Origin of the sequence: Aureimonas phyllosphaerae (assembly GCF_047943035.1) — a bacterium.
Taxonomy (GTDB): Bacteria; Pseudomonadota; Alphaproteobacteria; order Rhizobiales; family Rhizobiaceae; genus Aureimonas; species Aureimonas phyllosphaerae.
Window position 1 is genome coordinate 59166 of record NZ_CP181348.1, and the last position, 21054, is coordinate 80219.

Sequence of the window (21054 nt, forward strand, 5' to 3'; positions counted from 1 at the left end):
TCGACGCACCCGACAGGCAGACCAGGCAGGCGAGCGCCGCGCGCGACGAACTGGCCCTCGGCAACGTCGCCGAGCGGCCGGCCGACGCGTTCGACCGCGCGCAGGTCCATTCGCGGCGCGTGCGCTGGCTCAAGATCGGCCTGCCGCTGGTCGCCAGCGCCATCGTCCTCGCCGGCGCGGTCGCCATCTGGCTGGCGCGCACCCTGCCCGCCGACATCGCCTTCGCCTCGACCTCGATCGAGGACGGCCGCCTTGTGATGCGCGACCCGCGCATGTCGGGCGTCGACGGCAACGACCGCCCCTTCTCGATGGTGGCGAGCCGCGCGATCCAGGCACTCGGCGGCTCCAGCATCGATCTCGAGGGCGTGCGGGCCAATCTGACGGTGGACGACAGCACGACGGCCGAACTGACCGCCGCGAAGGGCCGGTTCGACACCCGCACCAACATGCTGCGGCTCTACGACCAGATCGCGGTCGACACGACGAGCGGCATCCGCATTCGCATGCAGAGCGCCGACGTGTCGCTCGAGGGCGGCTCCCTGACCGGCACCGGCCCGGTCGAGATCTCGACCAGCGACCAGCGCCTGGAAGCGGGCACCGTCTCCATCTCGGACGGCGGCAAAACGCTGTCCTTCGGCAACCGGGTCAAGCTGACCCTTCTTCCGCAGTCCCTTCCCACCGGGGGCGCGGCCCCCTCGAACGAGCCAGGACCATGACATCGATCCATCGCCTGCCCGTCGTGCTGGCCATCCTCGGAACGCTCGCCCTTGCCGGGGCAGCCGGCGCGCAGCAGCAGTCGCAGGGCTTCGGCAACTCCTTCGGGGGCCTGCAGGTCAAGGGCGACCAACCGGTCGCCATCGAATCGAACCAGCTCGACGTCGACGACGGCCAGTCGCTCGCCACCTTCTCGGGCGACGTCAGCGTGCGCCAGGGCCCGACCTCGATGAATGCCGAGAAGCTCCTGGTCTACTACGTGCGCAACAAGGAGGGCGAAGCGCAGCCGGCCGCGCAGCGCTCCAACATGCCGGGCGGCTCGGGCGACATCAGCCGCCTCGAGGCCACCGGCAAGGTGACGATCCGCTCGGCCGACCAGGTGGCGACCGCCAACAAGGCCGAGTTCGACATGGCGACGCAGGTGGCGCTCCTCACCGGCGACGTGGTGCTCAGCCAGGGCAAGAACGTGGCGACAGGCTGCGTCTTGCGCATCCAGATGGACACCGGCGTCGCGCGCCTGCAGAGCAACAACTGCAACGGCGCCTCGGGCGGCGGCGGGCGGGTGCGCATGCTCCTGTCGCCGGGCGCGAACGGCGCCGCCGGCACCAACTGACGCCTCTCCCCCGCTTGATTCCCCGGGCGGCATGGCCTCGTGCCGGTCGCCCAGACCCCGGACGCTTCGTGGCCGATCAGATCGACACCCCCACTCGCCGCCCACTCGGCGATCCCCGCGAGACCGCGATGCCCGGCGAGGCGCGGGCACATCCGTCCGCAGGCACGCTGGTGGCGCGCGGCATCACCAAGACCTACCGAGGCCGGCGGGTCGTCGACAGCGTCGACGTCGCCGTGCGGCGCGGCGAGGCGGTCGGGCTTCTCGGCCCGAACGGCGCGGGCAAGACCACCTGCTTCTACATGATCACCGGCCTCGTGCCGGTCGACGGCGGGCGCATCGAGCTCGACGGCCACGACATCACCGGCGTGCCCATGTACCGGCGCGCGCGCCTCGGAATCGGCTACCTCCCGCAGGAGGCATCGATCTTCCGCGGCCTGTCGGTGGAGGACAATATCCGCGCCGTGCTCGAGATGGTCGAGCCTTCGAAGGCGGAGCGCGAGCGCCAACTCACTGCGCTTCTGGAGGAGTTCCACATCGGGCACCTGCGCAAGCAGCCCTCGACCGCGCTGTCCGGTGGCGAGCGGCGGCGCTGCGAGATCGCGCGCGCGCTCGCCTCGCGCCCGACCTTCATGCTGCTCGACGAGCCCTTCGCGGGCGTCGATCCGATCGCCGTCGCCGACATCCAGGAACTCGTGCGGCACCTCACGCGGCGCGGGATCGGCGTCCTCATCACCGACCACAACGTGCGCGAGACGCTGGGGCTCATCGACCGCGCCTACATCATGCACGCCGGCGCCGTCCTTACCCACGGCGCGCCGCAGGACATCGTGGACAATCCCGACGTCCGGCGAATCTATCTCGGCGAGCAGTTCACCTATTGACGATTTCCAGCGCGGCGCTAGCGCGCTTGTCTTGACAAGCAAGATGCGGACCAGTTTCCTTTCGAGGCTTGCCCCTGGCTGACGGGCGCCCTGGAAGGGAGGATCGCCGTGAACTTGTCGATGAACCTCCAGGTGCGTCAGAGCCAGTCGCTCACGATGACGCCCCAGCTTCTGCAGTCGATCCGGCTTCTGCAGTTCCACCACGTCGAGCTTCTCGCCTTCCTGCAGCGCGAGGCCGACGCGAACCCGCTTCTCGAGCTCGTGCCGCCCGCCGAAGCCGCTGTGTCAGCGCCGCCGGCGGAGCCGGCCGTGCCAGCCGCCGATCCGGTGCCGCTGTCCGGCTGGCAGGACGACGGTTCGGCGTTCCGGGACGGCGCCGGGCCCGAGGGCGAGCACCATGCGGACGCCGCCGACCGACTCCTCGACTCGCGCGGGGCGGGCTCCGCGGCACCCGGCCCCGATGCGGGGTCCTGGGAAGACCGGATCGGCGAAGATGCGCCCTCGCTGCACGCTCATGCGCTCGCCGAGATCGCGGAGGTCTTCGCACAGGGCGAGGAGCGCCGACTGGCCGAGCGCTGGCTCGCCGATCTCGACGCCTCCGGCTTTCTCGATGCCGAACTCGGTCTGCCGGCCGACCTCCTGCCGCTTCTCGTCCGGCTTCAGGACGAGGCCGAGCCGGCCGGGCTCTTCGCCCGCTCGCTGGAGGAGTGCCTGGCGATCCAGCTCCGCCGGCGCGACCGGTTCGACCCGGTGATGGCAACGGTGATCGCCAATCTGCCGCTTCTCGCCAAGCGGGACTTTGCGGCCCTCTCGCGCCTCACCGGCGAGAGCGAGGCGGAACTGCTCGACATTCTCGGCGAGATCCGCGCCCTCGACCCGCGGCCGGGCTCCGCCTTCTCGCTCGACGCGCCGGCGGTGGTCGTGCCCGATGCGGTCGTGACGCGCGAGGCGGCGGCGCCGAACGGCTGGCGGGTGTCGCTCAACCCTGAGGCCTTCCCGCGCCTTCGGGTTCACCTGGAGCGTGGCGGGGCGTCCGGCGCCGAGGAGCGGACGTTCCTTGCCCAATGCCGGCAGTCCGCCGGCTGGCTGCAGCGCTCGCTCGAGGGCCGTGCGCGCACCATCCTGAAAGTGGCCGACGAGATCGTGCGCCAGCAGAGCGCCTTCCTGTCGCGCGGCGGCGGCCACCTCAAGCCGATGACGCTGATGGACGTGGCTGCGGCCGTCGGCATGCACGAATCCACCATCAGCCGCGTCACCGCCGGCAAGTATCTGGCGACACCCCGGGGCACGATGGAAATGAAGGCCTTCTTCTCCGGGGCGATCGCCGCCAGCGACGGGGGCGACGCGCATTCGGCCGAGAGCGTGAAGCTGCGCATCCGCGCGCTCGTCGCCGCGGAGGGCGCCGGCGGCGTCCTGTCCGACGACGACATCGCCGCGCGGCTGAAGGACGAGGGCATCGATCTCGCCCGGCGCACAGTCGCCAAGTATCGCGAGGCGCTCGGCATCGCCTCTTCGGTGCAGCGCCGCCGTGAGATGAAGGCGCGCCGGCTCGCGGTCTGAGGCGCGGGAGGATTTTTGAGCGCGCGGGCCTTGGCCCCGCCACCGATTTGGGATCGAATGATTCGTCCGGCAGGCCGGAACGAAATGGTCGCGCGAAGTCTTCGAGATGACGGCGACCCAAAAGCCACGCAAGGCCAGTCGCCGGACGTATGGAAGGAGACACGAATGGGACTTCGCGTATCGGGCCGACACATGGACGTCGGCGAAGCCTTTCGCTCGCGGATCGAGGATCGGCTGAACGACTTGGTCGCCAAGTACTTCGACGGAAACTTCTCAGGCGCCACCGTTCTGTCCAAGGAGGGCGCGCGCTACAGCGCGGACATCACGCTCCATCTGGACAGCGGCGTCGACTTTCAGGCCACCGCCGATACCCACGACCCGGAATCGAGCTTCACCGAAGCGTCCGAAAAGATCGAGAAGCGCCTGCGACGCTACAAGCGCCGCCTGAAGGACCACAAGGCGAACGCAGCGGCATCGCGCGAGATCGCCTACACGGTCATCAGCTCGGTCCCCGACGAGGATGACGACGTGCCGGAGGACTTCGCGCCCGCGGTGATCGCAGAGACCTCCCTCGTCATGGGCACGATGAGCGTCGCCAGCGCCGTGATGGAACTTGACCGCCGTGACGGGCCGGTCGTGGTGTTCAAGAACGGCGCCACGGAGGAGGTCAACATCGTCTACCGCCGCCCCGACGGCAATGTCGGCTGGATCGACCCCTCGACATTGCGGGCCCGGGTCTGATACCCGCCGCACGGACGATCGGCCGGACCCCAAAAGGTCCGGCCGACGTTTATCGGCGTGTCCGGGAAGGGCCGCGCAAGGTTTGTCCGGCACGATCATCCCCACCGAGGGCTGCACGGACCGGTTGAGCGGAAGGCATTGACGACGTGGAGCTGGCCGAACTGATCCGGGAGGACGCGATCCTTCCCTCGCTGAAGGCGCATTCCAAGAAGCAGGTGCTGCAGGACCTCTCCGAGCGCGCCGCCGCGCTGAGCGGGCTCGACGCGCGCGAGATCTTCGAGACCGTGATCGCCCGCGAGAAGCTCGGCTCCACCGGCATCGGCCACGGCATCGCCATTCCGCACGGCAAGATTTCCGGCGTCCAGCGCATCCAGGGCGTCTTCGCGCGCCTGGCCAAGCCGATCGACTTCGAGGCGCTGGACGACCAGCCCGTGGACCTCGTCTTCCTCCTCATCGCGCCCGAGGGCTCAGGGGCCGACCACCTGAAGGCTCTCTCGAAGATCGCCCGCCTCCTGCGCGATCCGCGCACGGTGAACGAGTTGCGCGCCTCGCGCGACGCGAGCTCGCTCCATCACCTGATGACGCATCAGGCGCCGCCGCACGCGGCCTGACCGGCGAAAGAAAAAGACCGGCGCGGACAGGGTCCGGCCGGCCTCTCGCCATCCATTTGCTGTCAGATCAGTGGATGCTGACCGTCAGCAACTCGTTTTCGGTGGCACTCGCCAGGATCGAGCCGCGGTCGTCGGAGACCGCGAGCGGCGTTCCGTCGGCGGAGAACAGGGCCCAGAGCTTCAGCCCCGGACGGATCGACTGGGCGGAGGGGAAGCGGGCGCGGATGTCGTCGGACGACATGCGGCGAAGATAAGCCAGATGCCCCTCGCCGATGGAGGCGAGGTCGGACGGGGTAATCGAATTCGTACGGGTCATGGGCGTCTCCTGTAGAGGCAAACGGGAGATCGGGTCCGAGGTTTCAATCCTCGACGGTAATCTCGATCTTTTTCACAACGCGCTCGGGCTCGGGCTTTACGAGATCGATCATCAGAAGACCGTTCTTCAGCTGGGCGCCGAGGATGCGCATGCCGTCCGCGAAGAGAAAGCTCTTCTGGAACTGGCGTGCGGCGATCCCCCGGTGAAGGAAATCGCGCTCCTCCCGGTCGCTCTGCGAGCCCCGGATCGTCAGCTGGTTGTCTTCCGTCGTGATCTCGAGGTCTTCCGTTTGGAAGCCGGCGACCGCAAGCGTGATGCGAATGGCGGGTTCCCCGCCGGTCCCGTCGCGCGCAGCGCCTTTGCGCTCGCCCGGGGCACGGATGCGCTCGATGTTGAACGGGGGATAGCCATCGCTGGCCTTGCCCATCCGCTCGAGCATCCGCTCCACCCCGTCGAAACCGAGAAGCAGCGGACTAGAAAACGGCGTCATCCTGTTCATGTCACGGCAAGCCCTTGTCTCAAGCGACTTGTCGGTCGGGGCCCTGATGCGGCACCCCGCTCGACCTGTCCGAGATATGGCGACCCGAAGGGCTGCGTTCAATGCGCGCCGCCCCTCTGCGGCCCCGTCATCATTGAGCGCCTCAAAGATTGACGAAGGCTTGTCCCTCTCAGGTCACCGGACCCGGCTTGAACTGCATGGCCACGCCGTTGATGCAGTGACGCTTGCCGGTCGGGGGCGGCCCGTCATCGAAGACATGACCGAGATGGCCACCGCAGCGCGCGCAGTGCACCTCGGTGCGTGGATAGACCAAGACGTAGTCGGTCCGGTTGCCGATCGCCCCGGCGACTGGCGCCCAGAAGCTCGGCCAGCCCGTTCCCGAATCGAACTTCGTGGCGGAGGAATAGAGCGCGTTGTCGCAGCCGGCGCAGTGGAAGAGGCCGCTCGTCTTCACATTGTTGAGCGGGCTCGAATAGGGCCGTTCGGTCGCCTCCTGGCGCAGCACCGCGTACTGGTCGGAGGTCAGGCGGCTCTTCCAGTCGGCGTCGCTCAGGGTGAAGGGAAAGGTTTCCGCTCGGGCCGCGCCGCCGCCCCGCAGCGCGAGGGCTGAAGCCCCGAGCCCGAAGGCCGCGAAGCCGAGAAGGAACTGTCGACGCTGCATGGCATGGCTCCCGTGCGTGATGGATGAAACGGAGACGGCCCCGCCCCCATGTGGAGGCGGGGCCGTCGGCAATCCATAAGACTTGATCAGGGCATCAGTACGGTGTCGATGACGTGCACGACGCCGTTCTTCTGCATCACGTCGGCCTGGGTGACGGTCGCGACATTGCCCTTGGCGTCGGTGATCGTCAGCTTCTTGCCCTTCATCGCGAGCGTCAGGGTCTCGCCCTCGACGGTCTTCACGACATGCTTGCCGCCGTCGTCCTTGATCATCTTCATCGCCGCCTCGGCCGTCGCCTTGGCCGGAACGACATGGTAGGTCAGGATCTTCGTCAGCATCGCCTTGTTCTCGGGCTTCACCAGCATCTCGACGGTGCCGGCCGGCAGCTTGGCGAAGGCCTTGTCGTCGGGCGCGAAGACCGTGAAGGGACCCTTGCCGTCGAGCGTCTTGACGAGGCCGGCCGCCTTCACCGCCGCCACCAGCGTCTTCAGGTTCTTGGCGTTCGGGGCATTCTCGGCGATCGTCTTGGAGGCGTACATCGGCGCGCCGCCGACCATCACGCTCTTGCCCTGCGCCATCGCGCCACCGGCCGTGCCGAGGAGGAGCGAGGCGACGACGACACTGCGGAACAGCTTGGAGATCATGGGTCCGTTTCCCCTGTTGGTGCCCTCCCATCGAGGGGCATCAGGAGCTACGAGGGCGATGATGCGCCGGATGCAGAAAAAATGATCCGCGATCAACTTTTGTTTAGGAGCCGTCCGACGGGACGTCAGTCGTCGACGCGGCCGCGCATCCGTTTGACGGTCGAGCGCCCCTTCTTCGCCTCCAGCCGCCGCTCCACCGAGCCGCGCGTCGGCCGCGTCTTCTTGCGCGGCGGCGGGGGCGGCACGAGCGCCTCGCGCACGAGGGCGACGAGCCGCTCGCGCGCGTCCTCGCGGTTGCGCTCCTGCGTGCGGAAGCGGGAGGCCTCGATCAGCACCTCCCCGGCCTTGGTCGCGCGCTGACCCGCAAGGCGCAGAAGCCGCGCCTTCACCTCGTCGCCAAGAACCGTGGACGCGGCGCCGGCAAAGCGCAGCTGAACCGCGGTCGCCACCTTGTTGACGTTCTGGCCGCCGGGCCCGGCCGAGCGGATGAAGCTCTCCTCGAGCTCGTCGTCGGGAATGGTGATGCGGGCGTTCACGGGCAGGCCTTTGGCGGAACCGGGCTCTGCCATGGGTCGTGTCTCCTCGAGCGTTCGCGGCGGCAACGCCGCCATCTCACCCGTGGTTGCCGCAAACGAAAGGGGCCCGCAACCCGAAGGTCGCGAGCCCCTTTGCCTCCTCCCAGAGGACTCTTCGTTATTCGGCGGCTAGCGCCAGCGCCGGCGAAGCGTCGACGACGCCCGCATCGACGTGATCCTCGAACTTCTCGAAGTTCGCGCGGAACATGCCGACGAGCTTGTTGGCCTGGCGGTCGTAGGCGGCCGGATCGCTCCAGGTCGAGCGCGGGTCGAGGATCGCACTGTCGACGCCCGGCACCGCGACTGGCACCTGGAAGCCGAAGTTCGGATCGGTGCGGAACTCGGCGTTCTTCAGGGAGCCGTCGAGCGCGGCAGCGAGAAGCGCGCGCGTCGCCTTGATCGGCATGCGCCGCCCGGTGCCGTAGGCTCCGCCGGTCCAGCCGGTCGAGACCAGCCAGCAGTCGACGCCGTGGCTCGCGATGAGGTCGCGCAGGAGGTTGCCGTACTCGGCCGGGTGACGCGGCATGAACGGCGCGCCGAAGCAGGTCGAGAAGGTCGCCTCCGGCTCCGTCACGCCCTTCTCGGTGCCCGCGACCTTGGCCGTGTAGCCGGACAGGAAGTGGTACATCGCCTGTTCGGGCGTCAGCTTGGCGATCGGCGGCATCACGCCGAAAGCGTCCGCCGTCAGCATGATGATGTTCTTCGGGTGCGCGCCGAGGCCGGTCTCGCTGGCGTTCGGGATGAAGTGCAGGGGATAGGCGGCGCGCGTGTTCTCGGTGAGCCGGCCATCCTCGAAGTCGGGCACGCGGCGCTCGTCGAGGATCACGTTCTCAAGGACCGTGCCGAACATGCGCGTCGTGGCGAAGATCTCCGGCTCGGCTTCGGCCGACAGGCGGATCGTCTTGGCGTAGCAGCCGCCTTCGAAGTTGAAGATCCCGTTCTCGCCCCAGCCGTGCTCGTCGTCGCCGATGAGCGTGCGCTTCGGGTCGGCCGAAAGCGTCGTCTTGCCGGTGCCGGACAGACCGAAGAACACAGCCGCGTCGCCGTTGGCGCCGACATTGGCCGAGCAGTGCATCGGCATCACGCCGGTCTCGGGCAGGCGGTAGTTGAGGACCGTGAAGACCGACTTCTTCATCTCGCCGGCATAGGTCGTGCCGCCGATCAGGATGATGTTGCGCGTGAAGTCGCAGGCGATCACCGTCTCGGTGCGGCAGCCATGGCGCTCCGGGTCCGCCTTGAAGGACGGCAGGTCGATGATCGTCAACTCCGGCACGAAGCTCTCGAGTGCGGCGCGCTCCGGGCGGATCAGGAGGTTGCGGATGAAGAGCGAGTGCCAGGCGAACTCGGTGACGACGCGCACCTTGATCGCGTTGTCCTTGTCGGCGCCGCCGACGAGGTCCTGCACGAAGAGGTCACGCCCCTCGGCATGCGCCTTGAAGTCGGCATAGAGGCGCTCGAAGGCGTCCGGCGCCATCGGCTTGTTGTTGTCCCACCAGATGCGATCCTCGGTGGTCTCGTCGCGCACGACGAACTTGTCCCTGGGGCTGCGGCCGGTGTGCTGGCCGGTGGTGACCACCAGCGCACCATGGGCGGTCAGCGTGCCCTCGCCCTGCCGCACGGCGGTCTCGACGAGTTCGCTTTCCGAAAGGTTCCAGCGCAGGGACGACACGTTCGCGAGGCCGGTCGTCTCGATGCCGCGATCGGGGTTGCGGAGCCCGAATTCATCCATGTGCCTGCTCCTCGAAAAAACACCGGGCCGCCCCGGCATGAGCCAAGCAAATATCGCCGATACCGGCGGGCGGCAACTGTCGAAAAGCTACGGAAATACATGGTCTTCTCAATATCAAACGATTTAAAACATGATGGACCCCACCTAAATCGGTTCAACGCTTCGCTTCAATCGGATTAACTCAAGCAAAAATTATTTTGCCGTTCGCTGGCATTCGAGGGGTTCTGCCGCGTGCCGGGGCACTTTTCGCCGCGCGGCGCGTTGAGAGGCCGAGGTTCAGGCACGAAAGGACGAGACATGGCCGAGTCGGCAAACGAGAAGTTCTGGGACATGATCGGGGACTTCGAGACCTGCATGGTCACGACGCGCGACGGCCGGCAGCTGCGCTCGCGGCCGATGGCGCCGAAGATCTCGCGCGAGCGCGGTGAGATCCTGTTCGTCACCGACCGCAGCTCCCACAAGGTGGACGAGATCCAGGCGGACGATCAGGTCGCCTGCTCCTTCGTGAAGAAGGAAGAGTATGTCGCCGTTTCCGGCACCGCGAGCGTGACCACCGACCGCGCGCGCATCGACGAAGCGTGGGATCCGCAGGCGGAGGCCTGGATGCCGGGCGGCAAGGACGGACCCGACACCGCCATCCTCGTGATCCGCCCGCATCAGGCCGAAATCTGGGACGTGACCTCCAACAAGATCACGCAGGCCTGGGAGTTCGCGAAGGCCTATGTCGGCGACAAGCCGCGGCCGGACACCACCGAGAACGTCAAGGTCAACCTCTGAACCGACCCGCGCAGGCGTTCCGGCGGGACGCGGAAATGCTTTAGGCGTTGCAAAAGCGCCACGAACGCCACATTTCCCTTTCAGACAGGGAATCGGGTCCGCGTCGGCGACGATGCGGACACCGGGCGTTTCCGGCGCTTCGCTGGGTCGAAGGCGAGCGCCCGCCCGCCGGAACAGGAGTTGTAACGAGATGCCGACGATCGCGCTGGTGGATGACGACCGCAACATCCTGACGTCCGTGTCGATCGCGCTGGAAAACGAGGGCTACCGGGTCGAGACCTACACCGACGGCGCCTCTGCGCTGGAAGGTCTGTCGGCCCGGCCGCCGCATCTGGCCATCTTCGACATCAAGATGCCGCGCATGGACGGCATGGAGCTCCTGCGACGCCTGCGCCAGAAGAGCGACCTGCCGGTGATCTTCCTGACCTCGAAGGATGAGGAGATCGACGAGCTCTTCGGTCTCAAGATGGGGGCCGACGACTACATCCGCAAACCCTTCTCGCAGCGGCTCCTCGTCGAGCGCGTGCGCGCCATCCTTCGTCGTGGCGCCCCGCGCGAGGCGCAGGCCGGCAAGCCGGGTGCCGCGCCCGAGTCCTCGCTGGAACGCGGCCAGCTGGTGATGGACCAGGAGCGCCACACCTGCACCTGGGTGGGCCAGCCGGTGACGCTCACCGTCACCGAGTTCCTGATCCTGCACTCGCTCGCCCAGCGCCCGGGCGTCGTGAAGAGCCGCGACGCCCTGATGGACGCGGCCTACGACGAGCAGGTCTATGTCGACGACCGCACGATCGACAGCCACATCAAGCGGCTTCGCAAGAAGTTCAAGGCGATCGACGACGACTTCGACATGATCGAGACGCTCTACGGCGTGGGCTATCGCTTCCGCGAAGTCTGATGGACCGCCGGCCTTGACGGCGACGGACACATCCGAGACGGGACGCACAGCGGCCGCGCGCCGGCGGGTGGGTCGCTGGCGGCGAAAGCCGCTGGTGCGCCGGCTTCTGATCCGCGCCCGGCGCCTTCTCGGCCACTCGGTGTTCTCCTCGCTGACGCGGCGCATCGTCTTCCTCAACCTCGTCGCGCTGATCGTCCTCGTCTCCGGCATCCTCTATCTCAACCAGTTCCGCGCCGGGCTGATCGACGCGCGCGTCGAGAGCCTTCTCACGCAGGGCGAGATCATCGCGAGCGCCATCGCCTCCTCGGCGACGGTCGAGACCGATTCGATCACCGTCGACCCCGAGCGGCTGCTGGAGCTTCAGGCTGGCGCGACACTTCAGCCCAATCCCGACCAGTCGGAATCGCTCGACTTTCCGATCAATCCCGAGCGCGTCGCCCCCCTCCTGCGGCGGCTGATCTCGCCGACCCGCACGCGCGCTCGCCTCTACGATCGCGACGCCAACCTCATCCTCGATTCGCGCCATCTCTACTCGCGCGGCCAGATCCTGCGCTACGACCTGCCGCCGGTGGAGAGCGAAGAGGAAACCGGCATCTTCGCCTGGATCAGCCGCGAGACGGGCCGCCTCCTCGGCCATGGCGATCTCCCGGTCTACAAGGAGACGCCGGGCGGCTCGGGCTCGACCTATCCGGAGGTGATGAGCGCGCTCACCGGCGGCCCCCGCGCGCTCGTCCGCTCCACCGAGAACGGCGAGCTGATCGTCTCCGTCGCCGTGCCGATCCAGCGCTTCCGCGCGGTGCTCGGCGTCCTCCTCCTGTCGACGCAAGGCGGCGACATCGACAAGATCGTGCAGGCCGAGCGCATGGCGATCGTGCGCACCTTCGCGGTCGCCGCGATGGTGACGGTGATCCTTTCGGCGCTGCTCGCCTCCACCATCGCGACCCCGCTCCGCCGCCTGTCGGCCGCTGCGATCCGCGTGCGCCGGGGCGTCACCGCGCGCGAGGAGATCCCCGACTTCGGCGACCGCGCCGACGAGGTCGGCCATCTCGCCTCGGCGATCCGCGACATGACCAATGCGCTATATGCCCGCATGGACGCGATCGAGAGCTTTGCCGCCGACGTCAGCCACGAGTTGAAGAACCCGCTGACATCGCTGCGCTCGGCGGTCGAGACGCTGCCCCTCGCGCGCAATGAAAGCTCGCGCGAGCGTCTGCTCGCCGTGATCCAGCACGACGTGAAGCGCCTCGACCGGCTGATCACGGACATTGCCGATGCCTCGCGCCTCGACGCCGAGCTGGCGCGTGAGGTGGCAGGCGAGGTCGATCTCGCCGGCCTCGTCGGCTCGGTGGTGGACGGGGCGCGTGCCCATCTGAAGCCGGAGCAGCGCATTGCGATCGAGTTGACCGTCGCGCCACTGCCGCCCGGCAAGACCTACCGCGTCGCCGGCCACGACCTCCGCCTCAGCCAGGTCTTCACCAACCTCATCGACAACGCGCGCTCCTTCGTGCCGCCCGAAGACGGGCGCATCCTGGTGCGCCTGCAGCGCCGCACTCGCGCCTGCGTCGTCACGATCGAGGACAACGGGCCCGGCATCCAGGCCGAGAAGATCGACCGCATCTTCGAGCGCTTCTACACCGATCGTCCGGGTGCCGAATCCTTCGGCCAGAACTCCGGTCTCGGCCTGTCGATCTCGCGCCAGATCGTCGAGGCGCACGGCGGCGAGATCCGCGCGGAGAACATGGCCGATCCCAAGGCGCCCGGCACCATCGCGGGCGCTCGCTTCACGGTCGAGCTTCCGGCCGACACGTGAGCGCAAGGGTCAACCTCCATGCGAGCGCGCTGCGCCTTGGCGGGCGGGGCCTTCTCGTGCGTGGGCCCTCGGGCAGCGGCAAGTCCTCCCTCGCGCTCGCCGCTCTCGCCCGGGGCGGCGCCGCAGGTCTCGAGGCCGTCCTCGTGTCGGACGATCAGGTCTTCGTCGAGCCGCGAGGCGCGCAACTCTACGGGGAGACTCCGGCAGCCACCGCCGGGCTGATCGAGGTGCGCGGCATTGGTCTCCTGTCCCGGCCGCATGTCGCCGAGACCGGTCTCGACCTCGTGGTCGATCTCGTGCCGCGCGGCTCGATCGAGCGCCTGCCGGAGGAAGGCTCCGTGATCCTCCTAGGGATCGGGATTCGACGGATTGCGCTGCCCGAGCGCGATCCGTCCTTCGCCGCCGACGTCCTTCTGACCCTCGTCGCGACGCCCTCGTTCTGGACCGCCACGCGCACCGGTTGATATCGCGTCGCAGCATTCGCGTCGCGGCTTCGTGAATACGGGAAAAGCCCCGGAATGCAGGCGTTCGGCGCCAGTCTGGAAAGATTCCGAGGGGTGTGACTTGCTGCGTCTTGCAGCAATCTGGCCGCAAGCGCACAATCCGTTGCACAGGGAAGTGGCGGAGTCCGGGATGGTCGAAGTATGATAGGACTGGTGCTGGTGACGCATGGCCAGCTCGCGCGTGAATTCAAGCTCGCCGTGGAGCATGTGGTCGGCCGCCAGGAGGCGTTCGAGACCATCTGCATCGGTCCCGACGACGACATGGAACAGCGGCGTCTGGACATCCTCCAGGCGGTCCGCGAGGCCGAGCGCGGCAAGGGCGTGATCATCCTGACCGACATGTTCGGCGGCACCCCGTCCAACCTCGCCATTTCGGTCATGGACGAAGGCAACATCGACGTCCTTGCGGGCGTCAATCTGCCGATGCTGATCAAGCTCGCCAGCGTGCGCGGCGAGAAGCCTATGGCCGACGCGCTCGTCGCCGCCCAAGATGCCGGCCGCAAGTACATCGCCGTCGCAAGCCGCATCCTCAGCGGCAAGTAGCTCTCGAACAGGTTCAACGGATCATCGGCGGCCGAGCCATGGACAAGTCAGAACACTTCCCCTCGCTGCCCGAATCGCTTCAAGCCGGCTCGCCCGCCTCCGGCCCGGTCGAGCAGACGATCACCATCGTCAACCGCAAGGGCCTTCATGCCCGCGCCTCGGCCAAGTTCGTGCAGCTCGCCGAACAGTTCGACTGCGACATCACCATCTCGCGCGAGGGCCTGTCGGTCGGCGGCCAGTCGATCATGGGCCTGATGATGCTGGCGGCCGGCCAGGGGACCACGATCGACGTGCGCGCCGAGGGCCACGACGCCGACAAGGCCGTGGCGGCGATCTCGGCGCTGGTCGCGGACCGGTTCGGCGAGGACTGCTGACCGCCGAGATAACGATATAAGGATTTCCTTATATCCTCTCTCCTGCTAAGGAAGCGCCTTGAACGGCGGCACCGGACGGCTCGGCCGAGCCTGCTGCCCCATCCAAGGAGCTTCCGCATGGCCAATACGGGCGATTTCGTCGTCAAGGATCTTTCGCTGGCCAATTGGGGCCGCAAGGAACTCGACATCGCGGAAACCGAGATGCCGGGCCTCATGGCCTGCCGCGAGGAGTTCGGCGCCGACCAGCCGCTGCGGGGCGCGCGCATCACCGGCTCGCTGCACATGACCATCCAGACCGCGGTCCTGATCGAGACCCTGCAGGCGCTCGGCGCCAAGGTTCGCTGGGCCTCGTGCAACATCTTCTCGACGCAGGACCACGCCGCGGCCGCGATCGCCGCGACCGGCACGCCGGTCTTCGCCGTCAAGGGCGAGAGCCTCGAGGAATACTGGGACTACACCGACCGGATCTTCCAGTGGCCGGACGGCGAGCCGTCGAACATGATCCTCGACGACGGCGGCGACGCCACGATGTACATCCTGACCGGCGCGCGCGCGGAAGCCGGCGAGGACGTCCTGTCGAATCCCGGCTCCGAGGAGGAGGAAGTCCTCTTCGCGCAGATCCGCAAGCGCCTCGCGGCCACCCCCGGCTTCTTCGCGCGCCAGCGCGACGCCATCAAGGGCGTGACGGAGGAGACGACGACGGGCGTCAACCGCCTCTACCAGCTGCAGAAGCGCGGCCTCCTGCCCTTCCCGGCGATCAACGTCAACGACTCGGTGACGAAGTCGAAGTTCGACAACAAGTACGGCTGCAAGGAATCGCTCGTCGACGGCATCCGCCGCGCGACCGACGTGATGATGGCCGGCAAGGTGGCCGTGGTCTGCGGATACGGCGACGTCGGCAAGGGCTCGGCCGCCTCGCTCCAGGGCGCGGGCGCGCGCGTGAAGGTGACCGAGGTCGATCCGATCTGCGCGCTGCAGGCGGCGATGGACGGGTTCGAGGTCGTCACCCTCGAGGACGCCGCGCCGACAGCCGACATCATCATCACGACCACCGGCAACAAGGACGTCGTGACGCTCGACACCATGCGCACCGTCAAGGACATGTGCATCGTCGGCAACATCGGCCACTTCGACAACGAGATCCAGGTGGCGAGCCTTCGCAACCTGCAGTGGACCAACATCAAGCCGCAGGTCGACATGGTGACCTTCCCGGACGGCAAGCGCATGCTGCTTCTGTCGGAGGGCCGTCTCCTCAACCTCGGCAACGCGACCGGCCACCCGTCCTTCGTGATGTCGGCGTCCTTCACCAACCAGACGCTGGCGCAGATCGAGCTCTTCACCAAGGGCGAGAAGTACGAGAACCAGGTCTATGTCCTGCCCAAGCACCTCGACGAGAAGGTCGCGCGCCTCCACCTCGACAAGCTCGGCGCCCGGCTTTCCACCCTCTCGGAGGATCAGGCCGCCTATATCGGCGTGACGCCGCAGGGCCCGTTCAAGGCCGAGCACTATCGTTACTGATGACGGACCGGCCACCCGTCGCGATGGCGGGGGCCGCATAGCAAGAGGACGTCGGGGGCAAGCCCCCCGGCGCCTTTTCTTTTTTCCGATGCGTGTCCGATCGACGCTTTGCGGACGGTTATCCACCGTTTAGATTCGCCTGCATGCCTGCCGTTGGGGAGCGGGGGCGCTTACGGGGACACCCGCCTCGCTCGAGGGGCGGCTGAAAGGACGCGATGCGGACGCGCGAATCAGTGCAGGAGGCGGGTCGGGGGACCTGCTCGTTGAAAGCTGGCCGGAACGCCAAGTGGCGACGGGACGCGTGGGCTTCGTTGCTGGCGTCGGCGGTCCTCATTCTCGGCAACGGTCCGGCGCGGGCGCAGGCCGAGGCCCAGCCGCTCGCCGCCGAGCCGCTCCTCTATCTCGCCCTCGTGGCCCTGACGATCGGCGCGGCGATGATCGCGGCCTTCTGGCTGATCCGCCAGCAGGCTGCGACCGCCGAGGAGAATGTCCGGCTCCGCGCGGAACTCGCCGACGCGCTGACCGAGGCCGACCGGCGCGCCGGCCTCCTCAACGACGATCACCAGCGCCTCGTCGTCTATGCCGGCACCGGCGCCCCGGACATCATCGGAACGCTGCCGAAGAATCTCGGCGTCCCCAGCGATTCCGCCGGCTTCCTCGACTTCTCCGGCTGGATGGATGCCGGCGAGGCGCGCCGGCTGGAAGCCGCGATCGCGCAGCTTCGCACCCGCGCCGAGCCCTTCCGCCTCGAGATCGAGCGCCCGGACGGGCGGCTGATCGAGGCCTCGGGCCGCACCGTCGGCGCGCTCGCCACCGTGCGCTTCGCCCCCCTGTCGGGCCTGCGCGAGGAACTGGCGGCGCTTAAAGTGGAGAACGCCCGCACCAACGGCATGATCGAGACGATGCAGTCTCTGTTCGACGCGGCGCCCCTGCCGATGTGGGTGCGCGACGCCGACGAGCGCCTGATCTGGGTGAACGACGCCTATGCCAAGGCCGTCGATGCGCCGGGCGTCACCGGCGCCGTCACCGCGCAGACCGAGTTCCTGAACGAGCAGGATCGCACCCGGATCGCCGCGACGCGCCGTCAGGCCAGCCACTTCAGCGACCGGCTCAGCGCCGTGGTCGAGGCCGACCGGCGCAACTTCCACGTCGTCGATGCGGCTGGTCCGTTCGGCGCGGCGGGGCTTGCGATCGACATCTCCGACGCCGAGGCGATCCGGCGCGAGCTCGACGAGACCGTGCGCTCGCATTCCGAGACGCTGGACCAGCTGACGACCGCCATCGCGCGCTTCGACGACAAGACGCGTCTCCTCTATCACAACGCGGCCTTCGCCCGGCTGTTCGACCTGTCGACGACCTATCTCGAGACCGCGCCCGACCATATCGGTATCCTCGACCAGCTGCGCTCGCGCGGCATCCTGCCGGACGACCGCCCCTTGCGCGACGTCAAGGCCGACATCCTCGCCGCGCACCGCGCGACGCAGCCGACCGAGGCGCTCTGGCACCTGACCGACGGGCGCACGCTGCGCGTCTTCGCCAGCCCCGAGCCGCGCGGCGGCGCGAGCTGGGTGTTCGAGGACCTGACCGAGAAGCTGCAGCTGGAATCGCGCCTCAACGCGCTTGTGCGCCTGCAGGGCGAGACACTCGACTTCTTGCGCGAAGGCGTCGCGGTGTTCGGCCAGGACGGGCGCCTGCGCCTGTCCAACCCGATCTTCGCCGAACTCTGGGGCCTGTCGGCCGAGTTCCTCGCCGCCAAGCCGCACATCCGCTCCTTCGCAGCCACCGCCTCGGTTTCGATCCGCGCGCCGCTCGGCGGCGAGGCCGGCCCGACCTGGGCGACCTTCGCCCACGCCGTCACCGCCTTCGACGAGGGCGCCCGCGAGGCCGAGAGCGGCGAGATCGAGCTGTCCGACGGGCGCGTCCAGGCCTACGGCATCGTGCCGCTGCCGAACGGCCAGACCATGCTCACCTTCACCGACATCTCGGACGCGCGCGAGGCCGAGCGCATGCTGCGCGAGCGCAACGACGCACTAGAGAACGCGGCGCGCCTGAAAAGCGACTTCGTCCAGCACGTCAACTACGAACTGCGATCGCCGCTGACCAACATCATCGGTTTCTCAGCACTTCTGCGCTCGCCAGAGACCGGGCCGCTGAACGACCGCCAGTCGGAATATCTCGACTATATCGGCACCTCGACCTCGTCGCTCCTGACGATCGTCAACGACATCCTGGATCTCGCGACGATCGATGCCGGCATCATGGATCTCGACCTCACCGACGTCGACGTCGCCGGCACGGTCGGCCATGCCGCCGACGGCGTGCGCGACCGGTTCCGCGAGAACGACATCATCCTCAACATCGACCTCAGCCGCGCCGGCTCGACCTTCCGAGCCGATGGGCACCGCGTTACGCAGATCCTGTTCAACCTCCTGTCGAACGCCGCCAACTTCGCGCCGGCCGGCTCGACGGTGAACCTCAAGGCGGTGCGCAGCAACGGCGAGATGGTGTTCAGCGTCTCGGATCAGGGGCCGGGCATCGCGCCTGGCGAGGTCGCGCGCCTGTTCGAGCGCTTCGAGACCAATCCGTCCGGCGGGCGGCAGTCGGGGGCCGGGCTCGGCCTGTCGATCGTGCGCTCCTTCGTCGAGCTGCATGGCGGCAAGGTCGAGATCCAGTCGGGCCCGAAGGGTGGCACCACGGTGATCTGCCGTTTCCCACTCGGCCGTGACGAGCAGGACCTCGCCGCCGAATGACGGACGCTTCGGGCGCGTTCGCCGACGAGATCCGCACCTTCACGCTGGACCTTGCCGACGAGGCCGCGACGATCCGGCTGGCGCGCCTCCTCGCGCCGCTCCTCAACACAGGCGACGTCGTCGCCCTGTCGGGGCCGCTCGGCGCCGGCAAGACGACGCTCGCCAGGGCACTCATCCGGGCCGTGGCTGGCGATCCCGACCTCGAGGTCCCCTCGCCTACCTACACGCTGGTGCAGCTCTATCCGACGCGCCCGCGCATCAGCCATTTCGATCTCTACCGGATCGGCGATCCCGACGAGCTCGTCGAACTCGGCTTCGACGAGGCGGCCGAGACCGGCATCGTGCTGGCCGAATGGCCGGAGCAGGCGCCGGACGTCCTGCGCGCCGCCAACCTTCGCCTCACGCTCGCGGACCGGCCCGGCGGCGGGCGGCAGGTGGCGATACACGCGCTCCCCGAAGCCGCGGCCCGCATCGAGCGCCCGCTGGCGCTCCACGCGTTCCTCGCGGCGTCCGGCGAGGGCGACGCCGACCGCAAGCCCTTTCCGGGCGACGCCTCCGCGCGCCGCTACGAGGTGCTGACCACCGCAGCCGGGCGGCCCCTCATCCTGATGGATTCGCCCGATCTCGTGCTCGGCCCCCCGGTGCGGGACGGGCGCGCCTATGCCGAGATCGCTCGTTCGGCCCGCAACACGGTGCCCTTCGTCGCGGTCGCCGGGGCGCTGCGCGAGCGCGGGCTGGCGACGCCCCGGATTGTAGCCTTCGATACGTCGCGCGGTTTTGTCCTGATGGAGGACCTCGGCCGCGAGGGTGTCCTCGACGCGGACAGTCGCCCTATCCCGGAGCGCTACGAGACCGCGATGCTGGCGCTCGCCCATCTCCACGCGACGCCGTTCGATCCGCATCTCGTGCTGCCCGACGGACGCCCCTACGAGGTGCCGCCGTTCGACCACGCCGCCATGGGGATCGAGGCGAGCCTCCTCGTCGACTGGTACCTGCCGCACGTCTTCGGCCGGCCGGAGACGCAAGGCGAGCGCTCTGCCTTCGAAGCCGTCTGGTCCCGACTGTTCACGGCCCTCGACACGGCCGAGCGCCACATCGTCCAGCGCGACGTTCAGGCGCCCAATCTCGTCTGGCGCGCTGAGCGGACCGGTCTCGACCGCATAGCCTTCCTCGACTTCCAGGACGCGATGGTCGGCCCCTCGGCCTACGACGTCGCCGCCCTTGCCCACGACCCGCGCGTCACGATCGAGCCGGCGCTGGAAGACCGCCTGCGCGGCGCCTATGTCGACGCGCGCCGCAAAGCCGATCCCGCCTTCGACGAGGCCGGCTTCGCCGCCGCCTATGCGATCATGGCGGCGCAACGCCAGACCAAGATTCTCGGCATCTTCGTCCGGTTGCTCCTTCGCGACGGCAAGCCGCAATACCTGCGTCACATTCCTCGGATTAAAGCCTATCTCAGGACGATCCTGACCCATCCGGCGCTCGGCGAACTGGCCAGTCTCTACGAGGCATGGCACCTTCTGGACGAAGCCGACGCCCCACACCGCTAAGAGCCCGACGTGAACGCCCGCATCATTCCCGCCCGTCTGCCCCGCGCCCCGAAGCCGAAGACCGCGATGATCCTCGCCGCGGGTCTCGGCAAGCGCATGCGCCCGATCACCTCGACCATTCCGAAGCCGCTGGTCGAGATCCGCAGCAAGGCACTGATCGACTACGGCCTCGACGCGCTCGCCCGCAACGGCGTCGAGCGCGTCGTCGTCAACGTCCACTACATGGCCGACCTGATGCGCGCCCACCTGCGCAAGCGCCGCGACATGGAGGTGCTGGTCTCCGACGAGAGCGACAAGCTGCTTGAATCGGGCGGCGGCATCGTGCGCGCCCTGCCGCTGATCGGCGACGATCCGTTCTATCTCATCAATTCCGATACGTTCTGGATCGACGGCTACCGCGACAACCTCGACCTCCTCGCCGATCTCTGGAATCCCGACGAGGCCGACATGTCGCTCCTCATCGCCGAGATGCGGCAGGCCACCGGCTACGAGGGGCGCGGCGACTTTACCATGGATCGCGAAGGGCGCCTGCGCCGCGTCGCCGAGCGGGACATGAGCCCCTTCATCTATGCCGGCGCCGGCATCCTGAAGCCCGATCTCTTCCGCGACCTGCCGGAGGAGACCTTCTCGCTCAATCGCGTCTTCGACCGATCCATCGAGGCCGAGCGCCTCTTCGGCGTGCGCCTCGACGGGCTCTGGATCACCGTCGGCACCCCCCGCGCCATCGCCGAGGCCGAATCCGCCTTCACCGCCAGCGCGACGCGGGCCGAGCGGGCGTAGCGGGGCTGCC

At 68.2% G+C, this 21054-nt stretch carries 22 protein-coding genes; 16 read left to right on the forward strand and 6 right to left on the reverse strand.

Features of this window, described 5'->3' with window-relative positions; translation table 11 throughout:
* The first annotated feature begins 119 nt into the window (after window positions 1-119).
* The 6 genes from lptC (at window position 120) to ptsN (ending at window position 5120) form a co-directional block, all read left to right on the forward strand.
* A complete protein-coding gene (gene lptC, locus ACLNGM_RS00290; protein ID WP_416356708.1) occupies window positions 120-716 on the forward strand; it encodes an LPS export ABC transporter periplasmic protein LptC in 597 nt (198 codons plus the stop codon).
* Complete coding sequence (locus ACLNGM_RS00295) at window positions 713-1327, forward strand: LptA/OstA family protein (protein ID WP_090963867.1); 615 nt, start codon at window positions 713-715, stop codon at window positions 1325-1327. The genes lptC and ACLNGM_RS00295 overlap by 4 nt, the downstream gene beginning before the upstream one ends.
* A gap of 128 nt (window positions 1328-1455) precedes the next feature.
* Window positions 1456-2208, forward strand: a complete 753-nt coding sequence (gene lptB / locus ACLNGM_RS00300) for an LPS export ABC transporter ATP-binding protein (RefSeq protein WP_090963955.1) — start codon at window positions 1456-1458, stop codon at window positions 2206-2208.
* 108 nt (window positions 2209-2316) lie between these two features.
* Entirely contained in the window at window positions 2317-3768 is a 1452-nt protein-coding gene (gene rpoN, locus ACLNGM_RS00305; protein ID WP_416356709.1) for an RNA polymerase factor sigma-54, read from the forward strand.
* Window positions 3769-3933: 165 nt separating this feature from the next.
* Entirely contained in the window at window positions 3934-4509 is a 576-nt protein-coding gene (gene hpf / locus ACLNGM_RS00310) for a ribosome hibernation-promoting factor, HPF/YfiA family (protein ID WP_055893662.1), read from the forward strand.
* A gap of 146 nt (window positions 4510-4655) precedes the next feature.
* Window positions 4656-5120, forward strand: a complete 465-nt coding sequence (gene ptsN / locus ACLNGM_RS00315) for a PTS IIA-like nitrogen regulatory protein PtsN (protein ID WP_416356710.1) — start codon at window positions 4656-4658, stop codon at window positions 5118-5120.
* 67 nt (window positions 5121-5187) lie between these two features.
* Here the strand turns inward: ptsN and ACLNGM_RS00320 are convergent, their stop codons facing one another.
* The 6 genes from ACLNGM_RS00320 to ACLNGM_RS00345 form a co-directional block, all read right to left on the reverse strand.
* The gene (locus ACLNGM_RS00320) at window positions 5188-5436 is read right to left on the reverse strand and encodes a DUF1150 family protein (RefSeq protein WP_055893667.1); all 249 of its coding nucleotides are present in this window, start codon (window positions 5434-5436) and stop codon (window positions 5188-5190) included.
* Window positions 5437-5479: 43 nt separating this feature from the next.
* Window positions 5480-5935, reverse strand: coding sequence for an Hsp20 family protein (locus ACLNGM_RS00325; RefSeq protein ID WP_416356711.1), 456 nt, complete (start codon window positions 5933-5935; stop codon window positions 5480-5482).
* A gap of 169 nt (window positions 5936-6104) precedes the next feature.
* Window positions 6105-6596 (reverse strand): peptide-methionine (R)-S-oxide reductase MsrB, encoded by a 492-nt coding sequence (gene msrB, locus ACLNGM_RS00330; protein ID WP_055893673.1) that lies wholly within the window; start codon window positions 6594-6596, stop codon window positions 6105-6107.
* Between the two features lie 86 nt (window positions 6597-6682).
* A complete protein-coding gene (locus tag ACLNGM_RS00335; protein WP_055893676.1) occupies window positions 6683-7240 on the reverse strand; it encodes a fasciclin domain-containing protein in 558 nt (185 codons plus the stop codon).
* Window positions 7241-7365: 125 nt separating this feature from the next.
* Window positions 7366-7809, reverse strand: a complete 444-nt coding sequence (arfB, locus tag ACLNGM_RS00340; protein WP_090963876.1) for an alternative ribosome rescue aminoacyl-tRNA hydrolase ArfB — start codon at window positions 7807-7809, stop codon at window positions 7366-7368.
* Between the two features lie 124 nt (window positions 7810-7933).
* The gene (locus ACLNGM_RS00345) at window positions 7934-9544 is read right to left on the reverse strand and encodes a phosphoenolpyruvate carboxykinase (RefSeq protein WP_090963878.1); all 1611 of its coding nucleotides are present in this window, start codon (window positions 9542-9544) and stop codon (window positions 7934-7936) included.
* 297 nt (window positions 9545-9841) lie between these two features.
* Here ACLNGM_RS00345 and ACLNGM_RS00350 point away from each other — a divergent pair, with 297 nt between their 5' ends.
* From ACLNGM_RS00350 to ACLNGM_RS00395, 10 genes are all read left to right on the forward strand, one after another.
* Window positions 9842-10321 (forward strand): pyridoxamine 5'-phosphate oxidase family protein, encoded by a 480-nt coding sequence (locus tag ACLNGM_RS00350; protein WP_090963880.1) that lies wholly within the window; start codon window positions 9842-9844, stop codon window positions 10319-10321.
* Window positions 10322-10511: 190 nt separating this feature from the next.
* A complete protein-coding gene (locus tag ACLNGM_RS00355; protein ID WP_416356712.1) occupies window positions 10512-11216 on the forward strand; it encodes a response regulator in 705 nt (234 codons plus the stop codon).
* Between the two features lie 13 nt (window positions 11217-11229).
* The gene (locus ACLNGM_RS00360) at window positions 11230-13026 is read left to right on the forward strand and encodes a sensor histidine kinase (protein WP_090963884.1); all 1797 of its coding nucleotides are present in this window, start codon (window positions 11230-11232) and stop codon (window positions 13024-13026) included.
* Window positions 13023-13490 (forward strand): HPr kinase/phosphorylase, encoded by a 468-nt coding sequence (locus ACLNGM_RS00365; RefSeq protein ID WP_416356713.1) that lies wholly within the window; start codon window positions 13023-13025, stop codon window positions 13488-13490. The genes ACLNGM_RS00360 and ACLNGM_RS00365 overlap by 4 nt, the downstream gene beginning before the upstream one ends.
* Window positions 13491-13670: 180 nt before the next feature.
* Window positions 13671-14072: a PTS sugar transporter subunit IIA gene (locus tag ACLNGM_RS00370; RefSeq protein WP_055893695.1), complete on the forward strand. Its 402-nt coding sequence runs from the start codon at window positions 13671-13673 to the stop codon at window positions 14070-14072.
* Window positions 14073-14110: 38 nt separating this feature from the next.
* Window positions 14111-14446 carry an HPr family phosphocarrier protein gene (locus tag ACLNGM_RS00375; protein ID WP_416356714.1) on the forward strand — a complete coding sequence of 112 codons (336 nt, stop codon included), beginning with the start codon at window positions 14111-14113 and terminating at the stop codon, window positions 14444-14446.
* A 117-nt stretch (window positions 14447-14563) separates the two neighbouring features.
* Entirely contained in the window at window positions 14564-15964 is a 1401-nt protein-coding gene (ahcY, locus tag ACLNGM_RS00380; RefSeq protein ID WP_416356715.1) for an adenosylhomocysteinase, read from the forward strand.
* Between the two features lie 311 nt (window positions 15965-16275).
* Window positions 16276-18714, forward strand: a complete 2439-nt coding sequence (locus ACLNGM_RS00385; RefSeq protein WP_416356716.1) for a PAS-domain containing protein — start codon at window positions 16276-16278, stop codon at window positions 18712-18714.
* Window positions 18711-20264, forward strand: a complete 1554-nt coding sequence (tsaE, locus tag ACLNGM_RS00390; protein WP_416356717.1) for a tRNA (adenosine(37)-N6)-threonylcarbamoyltransferase complex ATPase subunit type 1 TsaE — start codon at window positions 18711-18713, stop codon at window positions 20262-20264. The genes ACLNGM_RS00385 and tsaE overlap by 4 nt, the downstream gene beginning before the upstream one ends.
* 66 nt (window positions 20265-20330) lie before the next feature.
* Window positions 20331-21044 (forward strand): nucleotidyltransferase family protein, encoded by a 714-nt coding sequence (locus tag ACLNGM_RS00395; RefSeq protein WP_416358525.1) that lies wholly within the window; start codon window positions 20331-20333, stop codon window positions 21042-21044.
* Window positions 21045-21054 lie beyond the last annotated feature (10 nt).